At 56.5% G+C, this 14,314-nt stretch carries 14 protein-coding genes; 9 read left to right on the forward strand and 5 right to left on the reverse strand.

Features of this window, described 5'->3' with window-relative positions; all coding sequences use genetic code 11:
* Positions 1-264 precede the first annotated feature (264 nt).
* From xthA to KP80_RS00990, 7 genes are all read left to right on the forward strand, one after another.
* A complete protein-coding gene (gene xthA, locus KP80_RS00960; RefSeq protein ID WP_052281694.1) occupies positions 265-1,068 on the forward strand; it encodes an exodeoxyribonuclease III in 804 nt (267 codons plus the stop codon).
* Positions 1,069-1,270: 202 nt separating this feature from the next.
* Positions 1,271-1,930, forward strand: coding sequence for a TVP38/TMEM64 family protein (locus KP80_RS00965; protein ID WP_072129028.1), 660 nt, complete (start codon positions 1,271-1,273; stop codon positions 1,928-1,930).
* Positions 1,930-2,634 carry a TVP38/TMEM64 family protein gene (locus KP80_RS00970; RefSeq protein ID WP_052281695.1) on the forward strand — a complete coding sequence of 235 codons (705 nt, stop codon included), beginning with the start codon at positions 1,930-1,932 and terminating at the stop codon, positions 2,632-2,634. Before KP80_RS00965 ends, KP80_RS00970 begins: the two co-directional genes overlap by 1 nt.
* Positions 2,634-3,824 (forward strand): ABC transporter substrate-binding protein, encoded by a 1,191-nt coding sequence (locus KP80_RS00975; RefSeq protein WP_052281696.1) that lies wholly within the window; start codon positions 2,634-2,636, stop codon positions 3,822-3,824. Before KP80_RS00970 ends, KP80_RS00975 begins: the two co-directional genes overlap by 1 nt.
* Positions 3,797-5,332 (forward strand): ABC transporter permease subunit, encoded by a 1,536-nt coding sequence (locus tag KP80_RS00980; RefSeq protein WP_052281697.1) that lies wholly within the window; start codon positions 3,797-3,799, stop codon positions 5,330-5,332. Before KP80_RS00975 ends, KP80_RS00980 begins: the two co-directional genes overlap by 28 nt.
* Positions 5,332-5,964: an ATP-binding cassette domain-containing protein gene (locus tag KP80_RS00985; protein ID WP_052281698.1), complete on the forward strand. Its 633-nt coding sequence runs from the start codon at positions 5,332-5,334 to the stop codon at positions 5,962-5,964. Before KP80_RS00980 ends, KP80_RS00985 begins: the two co-directional genes overlap by 1 nt.
* Before the next feature lie 84 nt (positions 5,965-6,048).
* On the forward strand, positions 6,049-7,353 hold the full coding sequence (locus KP80_RS00990; protein WP_052281780.1) for a rhodanese-like domain-containing protein: 1,305 nt from the start codon (positions 6,049-6,051) through the stop codon (positions 7,351-7,353).
* Here KP80_RS00990 and KP80_RS00995 read toward each other — a convergent pair.
* Positions 7,350-7,982, reverse strand: coding sequence for a CDP-alcohol phosphatidyltransferase family protein (locus KP80_RS00995; RefSeq protein WP_052281699.1), 633 nt, complete (start codon positions 7,980-7,982; stop codon positions 7,350-7,352). The two genes, KP80_RS00990 and KP80_RS00995, sit on opposite strands and share 4 nt — an antisense overlap.
* Positions 7,972-8,541, reverse strand: a complete 570-nt coding sequence (locus KP80_RS01000; protein WP_052281700.1) for a carboxymuconolactone decarboxylase family protein — start codon at positions 8,539-8,541, stop codon at positions 7,972-7,974. The genes KP80_RS00995 and KP80_RS01000 overlap by 11 nt, the downstream gene beginning before the upstream one ends.
* Positions 8,542-8,619: 78 nt before the next feature.
* On the opposite strand from KP80_RS01000, the gene KP80_RS01005 reads away from it, so the two are divergent.
* Complete coding sequence (locus KP80_RS01005; protein WP_052281701.1) at positions 8,620-9,036, forward strand: pyrimidine (deoxy)nucleoside triphosphate diphosphatase; 417 nt, start codon at positions 8,620-8,622, stop codon at positions 9,034-9,036.
* On the opposite strand, the gene KP80_RS01010 is transcribed toward KP80_RS01005, so the two are convergent.
* On the reverse strand, positions 8,996-9,265 hold the full coding sequence (locus tag KP80_RS01010; protein WP_052281702.1) for a YnjH family protein: 270 nt from the start codon (positions 9,263-9,265) through the stop codon (positions 8,996-8,998). The genes KP80_RS01005 and KP80_RS01010 overlap by 41 nt on opposite strands.
* A gap of 359 nt (positions 9,266-9,624) precedes the next feature.
* On the opposite strand from KP80_RS01010, the gene gdhA reads away from it, so the two are divergent.
* Positions 9,625-10,968, forward strand: coding sequence for an NADP-specific glutamate dehydrogenase (gdhA, locus tag KP80_RS01015; protein WP_052281703.1), 1,344 nt, complete (start codon positions 9,625-9,627; stop codon positions 10,966-10,968).
* Between the two features lie 54 nt (positions 10,969-11,022).
* Here the strand turns inward: gdhA and KP80_RS01020 are convergent, their stop codons facing one another.
* Positions 11,023-12,957, reverse strand: a complete 1,935-nt coding sequence (locus KP80_RS01020) for a DNA topoisomerase III (protein ID WP_052281704.1) — start codon at positions 12,955-12,957, stop codon at positions 11,023-11,025.
* A gap of 4 nt (positions 12,958-12,961) precedes the next feature.
* Positions 12,962-14,005: a selenide, water dikinase SelD gene (gene selD / locus KP80_RS01025; protein ID WP_052281705.1), complete on the reverse strand. Its 1,044-nt coding sequence runs from the start codon at positions 14,003-14,005 to the stop codon at positions 12,962-12,964.
* Positions 14,006-14,314: the final 309 nt, after the last annotated feature.

A 14,314-nucleotide genomic window follows, 5' to 3' on the forward strand; every position in this document is an offset into this window, starting at 1 on the left:
GGTAACATTAAGGGACTATGCAGGGCAAAATTAAGAAATATTATGCATCTACAAAATATCGTTCTGGATTTGTGATCGACTGCGAAATTTATCGTAGATTTACGCCTCATTACGGCGCAGATTGCCCAAATCTGGTGCAGTTCTTGCTCGGCAACACGGCAGCGGCGATAAAAGAAATTGGTCATACCGCCGTACAAGAGCAGCGAGATAATCTAATTTCTGCTACTATCCCGTCACAATTCATCCCGCAAAGTGGCAACGACTATGAAATTTGTCTCCTTCAATATCAACGGCCTGCGCGCCCGCCCTCACCAACTGCAAGCCATTGTTGAAAAACATCAGCCTGATGTGATTGGCCTGCAGGAGACAAAGGTGCACGACGACATGTTCCCTCTTGAAGAGGTCGCAAAGCTCGGTTACCACATTTTCTATCACGGACAGAAAGGCCACTACGGCGTCGCAATCCTGACGAAAGCAGAACCTATTGCCGTCCATCGCGGATTCCCTACCGATGATGAAGACGCACAGCGCCGTATCATCATCGCCGAAGTGCCCTCTGAATTTGGCAACGTGACGGTGATAAATGGCTATTTTCCACAGGGAGAAAGCCGCGACCATGAAACTAAATTCCCGGCCAAAACCAAGTTCTATCAGGATTTGCAGGACTATCTGGACACTCGCCTGAACAAAGACAACCCGGTGCTGATCATGGGTGATATGAACATCAGCCCAACCGATCTGGATATTGGTATTGGCGAAGAGAACCGTAAGCGCTGGCTGCGCACCGGCAAGTGCTCATTCCTGCCGGAAGAGCGCGAGTGGATGCAGCGTCTGCTCGGTTGGGGTCTGGTGGATACGTTCCGCAACGCCAACCCGGAAACAAACGATCGCTTCTCGTGGTTTGACTACCGCTCGAAAGGCTTTGACGACAACCGTGGGCTGCGTATAGACCTGCTGCTAGCCAGCCATCCGTTGGCGGCGCACTGTGTCGAAACCGGTATTGATTATGAAATCCGAGGGATGGAAAAACCGTCTGACCATGCGCCGGTATGGGCAACCTTCAAATAAGTGTCTTCATTTGCCCGGCGTCGACCAGACGTCGGGCAGCCGTATCAATTCCCCTCGCTGCGGGATAATTCTGAGCAATATCAATAAACCAGCGCTAAGCTCTTGCTGTAGCAGCGAAGTTATAATAACGTCGCGCACTCTTTATCTTCCCGGCAGGAGGACCCCATGCAAAAGAAGTCGGTATTCCACAGCCTCTAAGCTCCTGCTCATTGCCGCTGTTATCAGCCTGATTTATCTCCTGATTCACCGCTTCGGTCTGGCCGAGCTGGTCACCAATTTTCGCCATTTGCAGCAGTTGATTGGTCACAGCGGCACGCTCGGTTACGTTCTCTATATCGTCTTGTTTATCCTTGCCACGGTCTGCCTGATGCCCGGCAGTGTGCTGGTACTGGCTGGCGGGATGGTCTTTGGCCCATGGCTGGGTACGCTGCTATCGTTGGTCGCCGCGACGCTGGCCTCTGCGCTCTCTTTTCTCCTCGCGCGTTGGCTGGGACGCGCGCTGTTGCTGCAATACGTCGGCCATACCACCACGTTTCAGGCGATTGAGCGCGGAATTACCCGCAGCGGCACCGACTTTCTGATCCTCACCCGGCTGATCCCACTGTTTCCCTATAATATTCAGAACTATGCCTACGGTTTAACGGCGATCCCATTTTGGCGATATACGCTGATTTCCGCTCTCACCACGCTGCCCGGTATTTTTATCTATACCTTTATGGCCAGCGAACTGGCGGAAGAAGGCATAACGTGGTCATTTATTTTCAAACTCACCCTCGCCGGTCTCGCGCTGTTTGCCCTGATACAGGCGGCCAAAGGATACGCCCGGCGTAAACGGGTTGAACTGCCGCCCAAGGAGGCCTGATGGCAGAGCACAATCGCACTGTTTGGTATGCCCGCGGGCTGATTATTGCCGCAGCCGTGGCACTGCTGCTCGCCTGGTTTTTTATTCCCCAAGTCGCGGCGTTTATCGACAATAGCGTCAGTGCGTTTATGGCAGTCGATCAGCACGGAATTGAACGGTTTATTCAATCCTACGGTGCGCAGGCCGCGGTAGTATCGTTTCTGCTGATGATTTTTCAGGCTATCGCCGCCCCGCTGCCAGCATTTCTGATTACCTTTGCCAACGCCTCGCTATTTGGGGCCTTCTGGGGCGGGCTACTGTCGTGGAGCAGCGCGATGGTGGGTGCGGCGCTGTGCTTTTATATCGCTCGCCTTCTGGGACGCGAGGTCGTCGAGAAGCTCACCGGTAAAACGGTTCTCAACAGCGTCGATGTTTTTTTTGAGCGCTACGGCAAACATACTATCCTGGTCTGCCGCCTGCTGCCGTTCGTACCCTTCGACCCGGTGAGCTATGCCGCAGGGCTTACCTCCCTGCGTTTTCGCCACTTTATGCTGGCGACCGGCCTCGGCCAGCTTCCCGCGACCATCGTCTATTCATGGGTTGGCAGCATGCTAACCGGTGGCACCTTCTGGTTTGTCAGCGGGCTACTGATTCTGTTCGCGTTAACCATTGTGGTGGTTGCTGCGAAGGCCTTCTATCAAGAACGAGACAAGAGGAATTCCTGATGCGTTATCACACAGAGACCGGGCGCCGACTCAGGCTCGGTTTGCTGAGCCTGACAATGTTATTACCGCTTGCCGCCCACGCGGATAGCTGGCAGCAGCTTGAAAATGACGCCAAAGGCCAGACCGTTTGGTTTAACGCGTGGGGCGGCGATCAAGCCGTTAACCACTATCTTGACTGGGTGAGTGGTGAAGTGAAGCGCGACTATGGCGTCGACCTACGTATCGTGCACATTGCCGACGCCGCCGACACGGTCAAACGCATACAGACCGAGGCCCGCGCCGGGCGTAAAACCCAGGGTTCGGTTGATCTACTGTGGGTCAACGGCGAGAACTTCCGTACGCTGAAAGAGGCCAACTTATTGCGCACCGGCTGGGCGGAACAGTTACCAAACTGGCGCTATGTCGATACCAGCAAGCCGGTACGCGAAGATTTTTCTGTGCCAACCGAAGGTGCTGAATCGCCATGGGGCAGCGCGCAGTTGACCTTTATCGCTCGCCAACAGCAAACCCCGCAACCACCAACGTCACCGCAGGCATTGCTGGACTATGCCCAGGCCCATCCCGGCACCATCACCTATCCGCGCCCGCCGGATTTCACCGGCACCGCGCTGCTGGAACAGCTATTGATTAACCTCACCGCTAACCCGGATGCCTTAAAACAACCGCCGAATGAGAAAACCTTTGCGACCGACACCGCGCCGCTATGGGCATACCTTGATAAGCTGCATCCACTACTTTGGCGGCAGGGCAAAGATTTCCCTCCGTCTCCTGCACGCATGGATACCCTGCTCGGCAATGGCTCTTTGCGTCTGTCGCTGACCTTTAACCCCATGCACGCCAAACAAAAAGTCGCTAAAGGCGAACTGCCCAAAGACAGCTACAGCTTTGGCTTTACGCAGGGGATGATCGGCAACGTCCACTTTGTCACCATCCCAGCCAACGCGTCGGCCAGCGCGGGCGCCCAGGTGGTTGCCAACTTCCTGCTCTCACCCGAGGCCCAACTGCGTAAAGCCGATCCGGCCATCTGGGGCGACCCGAGCGTGCTGGATGCCACCAAACTGAATGATGAACAGCAGCAAACCCTACAGAAACTGGTCCCGCAAAATACGCCGCCGGTACTGGCGGAGCCGCACTCGGCGTGGGTAAACGTGCTGGAGCAGGAATGGCTGCGTCGTTACGGTACGCACTAACTGCCCTGTGCTGGGGGCTGATGCTGATTATCTATTTGCCTCTGCTGCCAGCAGGATGGCTTATGCTGGCACCCGCAGCATCTCTTGCTCGTTGGCAGCAGTTATTCACTGACCCGCAGTTGCCGCAGGCCATTATCGCTACGCTGATCTCAACGCTTGTTGGCGTTGGTGGCGCATTGCTATTGGCGCTGCTGGTCATTGCAACCCTGTGGCCTTCGCCTCGCTGGCAGCAGCTGGCGTCACGGTTGCCGTGGCTGCTGGCGCTTCCGCACGTCGCCTTTGCCAGCTGCGCCCTGCTGCTTTTTGCCGAAGGCGGTGGGCTTTATCGCCTGCTGCCGATGTTCAGCCCAATTCAGGATCGCTACGGTATTGGTCTTGGCGTGGTGCTGGCGGTCAAAGAAAGCGGGTTTATTCTGTGGGTGTGTTGGGCGCTGCTCGGCGAGCGGCAACTGGCGGAACGCGTGGTGGTGTTTAAGAGCCTTGGCTACGGACGCGGACAGTGTTTGACCCACGTGATCCTCCCTGTTCTGATCCCCTCACTTGGCATCGCGCTACTGGCGACCACTGCGTGGACGCTATCAGTGGTCGACGTCGCGATGATCATTGGCCCCGGTAACCCGCCCACGCTGGCGGTGCTCGCCTGGCAATGGCTCAACGCAGGCGATACAGATCAGCAAGCAAAAGGCGCGATCGCCTGCTTGCTGTTACTCGTCATGCTGTTGATTCTCTCGACGCTGGCGGTTGGGCTGTGGCGAATCTGGCTGCGTCAAAATCCGCATCCGGATGGCCACCGCCTGCCGCAATTCCCCTTGCTACCGGGAAAATCCATCGGCCTGCTGCTGCCGCTGAGCGGCCTGCTGTGCACAGCGATGCTGGCCTGGCTTGCACAGATATCTCTTCCGTCAATACATCTCTTCGGCAACAGCCTGTGGCTGGCGCTGCTGTCGGCGTTTATTGGCGCGACGGTCTGCCTACTGTGGCTGGAATGGGGGCCATCTCATCATCCTCGCTGGCTGGATTTACCCTTATTGCTCCCAGCCCTGCCGTTAGCGGCCGGGCAGTATCAGCTGGCGATCTACGGTTGGATTGATGGACAGTGGGGTACCGTGCTCTGGGGACATTTACTGTGGGTAGTGCCGTGGATGCTGTTCGTCCTGCGTCCCGCCTGGCGGCAGATTGACCCGCGTCAGACGCTGCTGGCCAGAACCCTGGGCTGGGGACGTGGACGGATTTTCTTGCGTTTGAAATGCCCGCTGATTGTCCGGCCACTGCTCTCTGCGCTGGCGATCGGTTTTTCCGTTAGCATTGCGCAATATTTACCGACCCAGTGGTTAGGCGGTGGACGCGTTCCCACCTTCACCACTGAAGCGGTCGCCTTAAGCAGCGGTGGCGCAACGGCAACGCTTGCCGCGCAGGCGCTATGGCAGCTGTTGTTACCGATGTCATTTTTCCTGCTGACCGCGCTGCTGGCGCGGCGGATCAGCCATTTTCGCCGGGGATTACGCTAATGTTGCAGGTGCAGAATTTAACCCTTTCACTGGCCGGCAAACCGCTGCTGCGGGAGGTCAATTTTACCGTGCAAGCGGGTGAAATAGTTACCCTGATGGGCCCTTCCGGCTGCGGGAAATCAAGCCTGTTTGCGTGGATGGTTGGCGCACTTGACGGCGCGTTTCGCGCCTGCGGCGAGCTGTGGCTCAATGGCCAGCGTTGCGACGCCTTGCCGACGGAAAAACGACGGATCGGCATCTTATTTCAGGATGCGCTGCTGTTCGATCACCTAAGCGTTGGGCAGAATTTGCGGCTGGCGCTGCCCGCCAACGTGGCGGGGGCACAGCGCCAGATTCAGGTTGACCACGCGCTGGAACATGCGGGGCTTGCCGATTTCGCCTCACGCGATCCGGCCACCCTTTCCGGTGGCCAGCGCGCCCGCGTGGCGCTGCTGCGCGCGCTGCTGGCACAACCCGACGCCCTGCTGCTCGATGAGCCCTTCAGCCGTCTTGATCAACAGCTGCGGGGAAGTTTTCGTCAGTGGGTTTTTAATGAATTAAAACAGCAGAATATCCCGGTAGTCCAGGTCACTCACGATCCTGATGACGTCCCCTTACAGGGGCGTTGTCTACAATTGGCAAACTGGCGCTGAAACGGCAAACACTGCGTTAACGCAAGGTAATTACCCTGGCAGAGGTGCAGAATGATGCTCCATTTTTCCCCGTCGGATGATTTGATGAAACGTGTTTCTCAACTGACCGCGCTGGCCCTCGCGCTTGGTCTTGCCTCTTCTGCTTTTGCCGCCGAAACGGCAAAAACGCTCACCTTTACCCATCTGCTTCAGCAAAAAGGCGCGGCAATTGATACCCGCCTGAGCGCGTTTTATAACGGCTGGCCGCAGCAGGCGAACGGCACGCAGGGTCATGAACCGGGAGCACTCAACCTCTCGGCAAGCTGGCTGTCTGCGATGAACAACGAACAGTTAACCGCCTGGGCGCAGCAGCATCAGCTGCAAAAAAATACCGACATTGCGCTGTACGGTGAGAGCAAAGACAACGATGCGGTCGCCAAACGTCTTAAGCAAGCAGGCTTCACCAATATCTCCACGCTGAGCGATGCGCTGCAGCAGCCCGACCGCCTGCAGAAGCTGCCACATTTCGAACAACTGGTGTACCCGCAATGGCTGCACGACCTACAGCAGGGTAAGGACGTTGCGGCGAAACCGACGGGCGATGTGAAGGTGATTGAAGCCGCTTGGGGCGCACCAAAACTGTATCTGGTGAGCCATATCCCGAACGCGGGCTATATCGATACCAATGAAGTGGAAAGCGAACCGCTGTGGAACAAAGTTTCTGACGCGCAGTTGAAAGCGCTGCTGGCCAAACACGGCATCCGCCACGATACCACCGTGATCCTCTACGGACGCGACGTATACGCTGCCGCGCGTGTCGCGCAAATCATGCTTTATGCGGGCGTGAAAGACGTGCGCATTCTCGACGGCGGTTGGAAAACCTGGTCTGACGCTGGCCTGCCGGTTGAACGCGGTTTGCCAAAAGATGTTGCTCCTGCGCCGGACTTTGGCGTCACCATCCCGGCGCAGCCGCAGCTGATGCTGGATATGGAACAGGCACGTGGCCTTCTGCATCGCAAAGATGCCTCACTGGTGAGCATCCGTTCGTGGCCTGAGTTCGTCGGCACCACCAGCGGTTACAGCTACATTAAGCCAAAAGGTGAGATTGCTGGCGCACGCTGGGGTCATGCGGGGAGCGATTCTACGCACATGGAAGACTTCCATAACCCGGATGGCACCATGCGTAGCGCCGATGACATCGCCGCGATGTGGAAAGCATGGAACATTCTGCCAACCCAGCAGGTCTCCTTCTACTGCGGCACCGGCTGGCGCGCCTCCGAGACCTTTATGTACGCCCGCGCCATGGGCTGGCAAAACGTCAGCGTCTACGACGGCGGCTGGTACGAGTGGAGCGCCAACCCTAAAAATCCGGTGGTAACCGGCGATCGCGGCCCGGACAGCACGCTTTAATCAGGCTCAACATGACGCTGAACGCTTTTCAGCGTCATGTACCCTCCCCACACCCGGTTAAAGGTCGTCAGCCAGCACAGCGCGCCAAATAACCAAGCCATCCAGGCAAACCCATGCGGAAACAGGCATCCCAGCACAAAGAGCGCGATGGTTTCTGTGCCTTCGGTCAATCCTCCCAGGTAATACAACGATTTGTGCGCATAGCCCGGATTATCTATCTGATGCTTCGCCGCCAGCGCGGCAAACGCCAGGAAGCTGCTACCGGTGCCGATAAAAGCAAACAGCAGCCAGCCGCCCGCCAGCGCATTCGACACCGGGTCCGCCAGAATAAAACCAAATGGCACCAGCGCGTAAAACAGAAAGTCGAGTGCAATATCCAGAAAACCCCCGGCATCCGTCAGACCGCGTCGGCGCGCCAGTGCGCCATCAAGCCCATCCAGCACGCGGTTAAGCACGATAGCCACCAGCGCTGCGCCGTACCAGCCCAGCGCCAGAAACGGCAGCGCTAGTATGCCGATGGCAAATCCCAGTAGCGTAATACCGTCTGCGCTAACGCCCGGGCGATCAACAGCTTCTGCCATTCGATTAAGCCAGGGTTTGATCCGCGGATGAAGATGTCTATCGAGCATCGTTACGCTCCTTCATCGTACACAGGCCCTGCGACGGGATCTCCAGCGCGGCATTGAAACGCGCGGATAAATTCTGGAATGCAATCAACGCGGTCATCTCGGTGATTTGCGCATCACCAAAGTGACAGTGTAACTCTTTTTTAATCGATTCATCGATGCGCGGTGGGGTCGCCGTCATCGCGTCCGCGTAGTCCAGTGCCGCGCGTTCAGCCGCGGTAAACAGCGTTGAAGTCTGCCACGCGCTAAGCGCTTGTACTTTATCCATCGCTCCGCTGCGCTCTGCCAGCCGTAGGCTGTTCGCATCGATGCAAAATGCACAGTCGCACTGCTGTGATACCCGGGTCATCAGCAGCGCCCGCAGCATCGGTTCAAGACGGGCTTTTTTACGCTCGAGATAACCGACAAACAGCGCCACCAGCCAGAACAGCCGAGGCATGCGTCCCCACCAGCGGGTGGGATTCAGGACATCGCCGTAATGCTTTTTCTGCATAGCCACGATCGGTTTCAGACTGAGGGGTAACTGGCTGAGCGGCTGTACCCAGGGTTGTTGATTTTTCACCCGGAGACTCCTGCAAAATTTGGGCAAACGACAAAGCAGCGATAATATGGCATTCCATTCATCACGTCTTTGACCGCTATGCTAAAAACCATCGATGTTGTTGCCGCCATTATTGAACAAAACGGCAAAATCCTGCTCGCTCAGCGCCCTCTTCATGCCGATCAGGCGGGCCTATGGGAGTTTGCGGGCGGGAAAGTAGAGGCTGGCGAGAGCCAGAGAGAGGCGCTGATTCGCGAGCTGCAAGAAGAGCTGGCAATTCACGCCTATCCGGCACGCTACATCGCCAGCCATCAGCGTGAAGTGTCCGGGCGAATCATTCATCTCCACGCCTGGCACGTGCCGCGCTTTGACGGTGAGATGATTGCCCGCGAGCACAGCGCGCTAGTGTGGTGCACGCCGCAGGAAGCGCTGGATTATGCGCTTGCTCCTGCCGACGTGCCGCTATTAAAAGCGTTTATGGTTTTACCCGACGCCACACCAGCGGATTCGTGCTGATCGTCCGCTCATCACGCTGGCACTGAAGCAGCACGCCTTCACTTTTCACTACCGCACCTTCGCTGTAGTTCTGATCCTGGAAAATGCAGCACTGTGAACAAGGCTGCACGCGCTGAGTCGTGCCGCTGTTGCTAAACACTTCAGGCGGAACGTTAACTTCCACCTGCGGTCGTGCCTGCGCAGCATGGCAAAACAGCATCATTGCCCCCGCTATCCATAACATTTTCATCGCTATCCCCTTAAATAATCACCTTTTATACCCAAAATAATTCGAGTTGCATGGAGGCAGCCAGGGAGTGAATCCTCAGGAGCGTACATGAGTACGTGACTGGGGTGAACGCGCGCAGCCAACGCACAGGCAACTTGAAGTATGACGGGTATATAACTATCGACCAAAATGGCCGGTAACTTAACTTTTTTCCATTATCGCTTTTGGTTATGACCCCACCCTGAGTATTAATTTTATTCGGCTTCCGGAATTTCCTTGTCATCCGTTAGCCGGGTAGTGATATAGTCGAAAAAAAGTCATTTATTAAACACAACCATAACAACTACATACATCCACAATCATAAGAGGTACTTATACTTATGGATCAAGTTTCTTCTCTGAATCAATTCCTGGCTCATGTTCAACAACGCGACCCACACCAGACCGAGTTTGCTCAGGCTGTACGCGAAGTCATGACAACGCTCTGGCCGTTCCTCGAACAGAACCCGCGCTATCGCCAGCTTTCGCTGCTGGAGCGATTGGTTGAACCTGAGCGTGTTATTCAGTTCCGCGTCGTGTGGGTAGACGACCGCAATCAGGTTCAGGTTAACCGCGCATGGCGCGTTCAGTTCAGCTCGGCTATCGGTCCATTTAAAGGTGGAATGCGTTTCCACCCTTCCGTTAACCTGTCCATTTTGAAATTCCTCGGCTTCGAACAGACCTTTAAAAACGCCCTCACCACGTTGCCAATGGGCGGCGGTAAAGGCGGTTCTGACTTTGACCCGAAAGGGAAAAGTGAAGGCGAAGTGATGCGCTTCTGTCAGTCGCTGATGACCGAACTGTACCGACATCTGGGCGCAGACACCGACGTACCGGCCGGTGATATCGGCGTGGGTGGACGTGAAGTCGGCTTTATGGCCGGGATGATGAAAAAACTCTCCAACAATACCGCCTGCGTATTTACCGGCAAGGGCCTCTCTTTCGGCGGCAGCCTGATTCGCCCAGAAGCGACCGGCTACGGTCTGGTGTACTTCACGGAAGCGATGCTTAAGCGTCACGGCCTTGGTTTTGAAGGCACCCGTGTAGCCGTCTCGGGTTCCGGCAACGTCGCGCAGTACGCGATTGAAAAAGCCATGGAGCTGGGCGCACGCGTCATTACCGCCTCCGACTCCAGCGGCACCGTCGTCGATGAAACGGGCTTCACTAAAGAGAAGCTGGCGCGTCTGTGCGAAATTAAAGCCAGTCGTGACGGCCGCGTTGCCGACTACGCGCGCGAATTTGGTTTGGTGTATCTCGAAGGCCAACAGCCGTGGAGCGTTCCAGTTGACATCGCCCTGCCGTGTGCCACTCAGAACGAACTCGATGTTGATGCCGCTCGCGTGCTGATTGCCAACGGCGTGAAGGCCGTAGCGGAAGGCGCCAACATGCCAACCACCATCGAAGCAACCGATCTGTTCCTTGAAGCCGGTGTGCTGTTTGCACCGGGTAAAGCGGCTAACGCCGGTGGCGTGGCGACATCCGGTCTGGAAATGGCGCAAAACGCCGCGCGTATGGGCTGGAAAGCGGAGAAAGTGGATGCCCGTTTGCATCACATCATGCTGGATATTCACCACGCCTGTGTGGAGCACGGCGGTGAAGCGAAACAGACGAACTACGTTCGCGGTGCGAACATTGCAGGCTTTGTGAAAGTGGCCGATGCAATGCTGGGCCAGGGTGTGATCTAATCTGTTCATTATCGCGCCGACACCGGGGCTTCCGGGCGGCGCGATATCTTTTAGCTACGCGTCCTGTGCAGGACTCGGTGCTCGCTTCTTGCCCTTCCCTTTGCTGAACGTTTTCTTCGCCCCGCCTCCCGGTGCGGCCAATCCTCTGAACTGCCTGACCGGCGTGCTGCGTGCCTGATCGATAAGCTGGAACAATGTACCCACCAGCGGCTGCATAAAGTCCTGGTAGCGACACTGCTTTTCGCTGATTTGCGTCAGCGTCGATTCCCAGTGGGCGGTCATATCCGGGCGAGTAGCCATCTCCGGCAACGAATGGAAGAGCGCACGGCCAGGATCGGTTGAGAGAATGTTACGCCCTTTTTTAGTCAGAAAACCGCGCTTAAACAGCAGCTCGATAATCCCCGCACGGGTGGCTTCAGTCCCTAACCCGTCGGTCGCACGCAGGATTTTTTTCAGATCTTTATCCTGCACAAAACGCGCAATACCGGTCATCGCTGACAGCAGCGTGGCATCGGTAAAATGGCGCGGGGGCTGCGTTTGTCGCTCAACCACTTCGCCGCTTTCACACAGCAGCTCATCGGCTTTCGCGACCACCGGCAGCGGCGTACCATCGTTGTCCTCATCACGCTCTTTCGCCCCTAATAGCGTCCGCCAGCCGGCTTCTGCGAGGAAACGCGCTTTAGCAATAAATTTGCCGTTGGCGATATCGAGGTCAATCTGGCATTTGCGGAACACGGCATCCGGACAGAATTGCATCAGATACTGACGGGCGACCAGGTTATACACTTTGGCTTCGTTATCCGTCAGACTCACGTTGCTGGCGCGCGCGGTAGGAATAATCGCGTGGTGAGCATCGACTTTTTTATCGTCCCAACAGCGGTTACGAATCTCCGGATCGACGACCGGCTGCGGAAGCAGATCCGGCGCATGAACGCTGATAGCGTTCATCACCGCCTGACGCCCGGCAAAATGTTCTTCCGGGAGATAGCGGCTATCGGAACGCGGATAGGTAATCAGCTTGTGGGTTTCATACAGTTTCTGGCAGATATCCAGCACGTTCTGGGCGCTAAAACCAAAACGCTTAGCGGCTTCAATCTGTAAGGCCGAGAGCGAAAACGGCAGCGGTGCAGCTTCCGAATCGCGCTTATCGTTATAGGCCGTCACTAACGCAGGCTGGCCGCTAATGCGCTTAACCACATGCTCGGCCAGGGTTCGGTTAAGCAAACGCCCCTCTTCATCCTGGTGCGGCTCGCAGGCTTCACTCGGCTGCCAGACGGCGGTAAAACGCTCATCTTTTGGTGTAACGATGTGCGCTTTGACTTCAAAGAAGTCTTTCGACACAAAGTTTTCGATCTCTTCGTCGCGACGCACCACTAGTCCCAGAACCGGCGTCTGTACGCGGCCCACAGAAAGCACGCCCTGATAACCCGCGTTACGCCCAAGAATGGTGTACGCACGGGTCATGTTGATGCCGTACAGCCAGTCGGCGCGGGCGCGGGCCAGCGCTGAGACGCACAGTGGAATAAATTCACTGTTGGCGCGCAGGCGAGAAATCGCCCGCTCCACGGCCTGCGGGTTGAGATCGTTGATTAAACAGCGCTGTACCTGCTGGCGCTTTTCTGCCGCCAGCTGGAGATAATCCAGCACTTCATCCACCAGCAGTTGACCTTCGCGATCCGGGTCACCCGCGTGGATGATTTCACTGGCCTCATGGAGAAAACGTTTAATGACGTTGAGCTGCTTGGTTACCGACGCCCGGGGTTGAAGCTGCCATTTTTCCGGGACAATCGGCAAATCTTGCAAATTCCAGCGCGCATAGCGGCTGTCATAGACATCCGGTTGCGCCTGTTCCAGAAGGTGACCAATACACCAGGTCACCACCTGGCCGTTACCACACTCGATAAAACCGTCGCCCTTGCGGTGCGGTTTTGGCAAGACGTCAGCAATGGCACGCGCCAGGCTCGGTTTTTCCGCGATAAACAGGCGCATGGACTCAGCGCAGCTCGATCATCGGACGGCCACCGCGTGCGGTCACCAGCTCACCGATGGCGGTCAGGTTGATACCGTATTCCGCCGCCGCCGCTTGCACAGCGTCTTCGGCATCCGGCGTTACCGCCAGCAGCAGGCCGCCGGAGGTTTGCGGGTCGCAAAGCAGCGCGCGCTGTTCGGCGGTCATCGCCCCCATCAGGTGGCCATAGCTGGCAAAGTTACGCTCGGTACCGCCAGGAACGGCGCCCTGAGCGATGTACGCTTCCACGCCAGGCAGCTTAGGCACCGCGGTAAAGTCAATCTGCGCCTGGACGCCCGCCCCCTGACACATTTCGCTCAGGTGCCCCAGCAGACCAAAACCGGTGACATCAGTCATCGCTTTGACGCCTTCAATATTGGCAAAAGCGGAACCGACCAGATTCATTTGGCACATCACTTCCGTCGCCAGCCCCTGATGCTCTGGCTTGAGCAGCGATTTCTTCTCGGCAGTAGTGAGTACACCAATCCCCAACGGTTTGGTCAGGAACAACTTGCACCCGGCCTGCGCGGTGCTGTTTTTCTTCACACGCTCCGTTGGCACAATACCGGTCACCGCCAGGCCGAAGATCGGCTCAGGGGCATCAATCGAGTGGCCACCCGCTAGCGCAATACCGGCCTGTTTGCAGGCAAAGCGGCCGCCTTCGGTCACTTCACGGGCAATCTCTGGTGCCAGTTTGCTGATAGGCCAGCCGAGAATAGCAATCGCCATAATAGGCTTGCCGCCCATCGCGAAGATATCGCTGATGGCATTGGTGGCGGCGATGCGGCCAAAGTCGAACGGGTTGTCGACAATCGGCATAAAGAAATCGGTGGTGCTGATGACCGAGGTACCGTTACCCAGGTCATAGACGGCGGCATCGTCGCGGGTTTCGTTGCCAACAAGCAGGTTCGGGTCGATAAACTTCGTCTGCTCGCTGTGCAGGATGGTTTCCAGCACCTTCGGTGAAATTTTACAACCGCAACCTGCTCCGTGGCTGTATTGCGTTAAACGAATAGCCTGCTCGCTCATGGACAACTCCTGATTGTCTAAGAAACCTATAAACCTTGATTTACCTTGGTTTTCCTAACGACTAAGACCGTAGTTTGCCTACAGTTTAGGGTAAAAAATCATGGCATCGATCACCGCATCACGACGTCTATCAGCAAAGGTCACCCGCGTGTCAGGTTCCGGTATGCTTCAAAGACATAGGAACCCGAACAGTAAAACCTTTGCGACTCGAAAGTGGCTAAAGCATGGCGTGATGAACGTGGAACATTTTACAACGATGTCATCGCATCAGTCCAGGAAGCCCCCGCCTACGCGTTCGCGGTTAAGATG

The organism is Kluyvera genomosp. 1 (genome assembly GCF_001266615.1).
GTDB lineage: Bacteria > Pseudomonadota > Gammaproteobacteria > Enterobacterales > Enterobacteriaceae > Kluyvera > Kluyvera cryocrescens_A.

What these genes read in the sequence shown, in the direction of transcription:
- xthA (WP_052281694.1), top strand. Translation starts at nt 265, where the DNA reads ATGAAATTTGTCTCCTTCAATATCAACGGCCTGCGCGCCCGCCCTCAC.
- KP80_RS00970 (WP_052281695.1), top strand. Translation starts at nt 1,930, where the DNA reads ATGGCAGAGCACAATCGCACTGTTTGGTATGCCCGCGGGCTGATTATT.
- KP80_RS00975 (WP_052281696.1), top strand. Translation starts at nt 2,634, where the DNA reads ATGCGTTATCACACAGAGACCGGGCGCCGACTCAGGCTCGGTTTGCTG.
- KP80_RS00980 (WP_052281697.1), top strand. Translation starts at nt 3,797, where the DNA reads ATGGCTGCGTCGTTACGGTACGCACTAACTGCCCTGTGCTGGGGGCTG.
- KP80_RS00985 (WP_052281698.1), top strand. Translation starts at nt 5,332, where the DNA reads ATGTTGCAGGTGCAGAATTTAACCCTTTCACTGGCCGGCAAACCGCTG.
- KP80_RS00990 (WP_052281780.1), top strand. Translation starts at nt 6,049, where the DNA reads ATGAAACGTGTTTCTCAACTGACCGCGCTGGCCCTCGCGCTTGGTCTT.
- KP80_RS00995 (WP_052281699.1), bottom strand. Translation starts at nt 7,982, where the DNA reads ATGCTCGATAGACATCTTCATCCGCGGATCAAACCCTGGCTTAATCGA.
- KP80_RS01005 (WP_052281701.1), top strand. Translation starts at nt 8,620, where the DNA reads ATGCTAAAAACCATCGATGTTGTTGCCGCCATTATTGAACAAAACGGC.
- KP80_RS01010 (WP_052281702.1), bottom strand. Translation starts at nt 9,265, where the DNA reads ATGAAAATGTTATGGATAGCGGGGGCAATGATGCTGTTTTGCCATGCT.
- gdhA (WP_052281703.1), top strand. Translation starts at nt 9,625, where the DNA reads ATGGATCAAGTTTCTTCTCTGAATCAATTCCTGGCTCATGTTCAACAA.
- KP80_RS01020 (WP_052281704.1), bottom strand. Translation starts at nt 12,957, where the DNA reads ATGCGCCTGTTTATCGCGGAAAAACCGAGCCTGGCGCGTGCCATTGCT.
- selD (WP_052281705.1), bottom strand. Translation starts at nt 14,005, where the DNA reads ATGAGCGAGCAGGCTATTCGTTTAACGCAATACAGCCACGGAGCAGGT.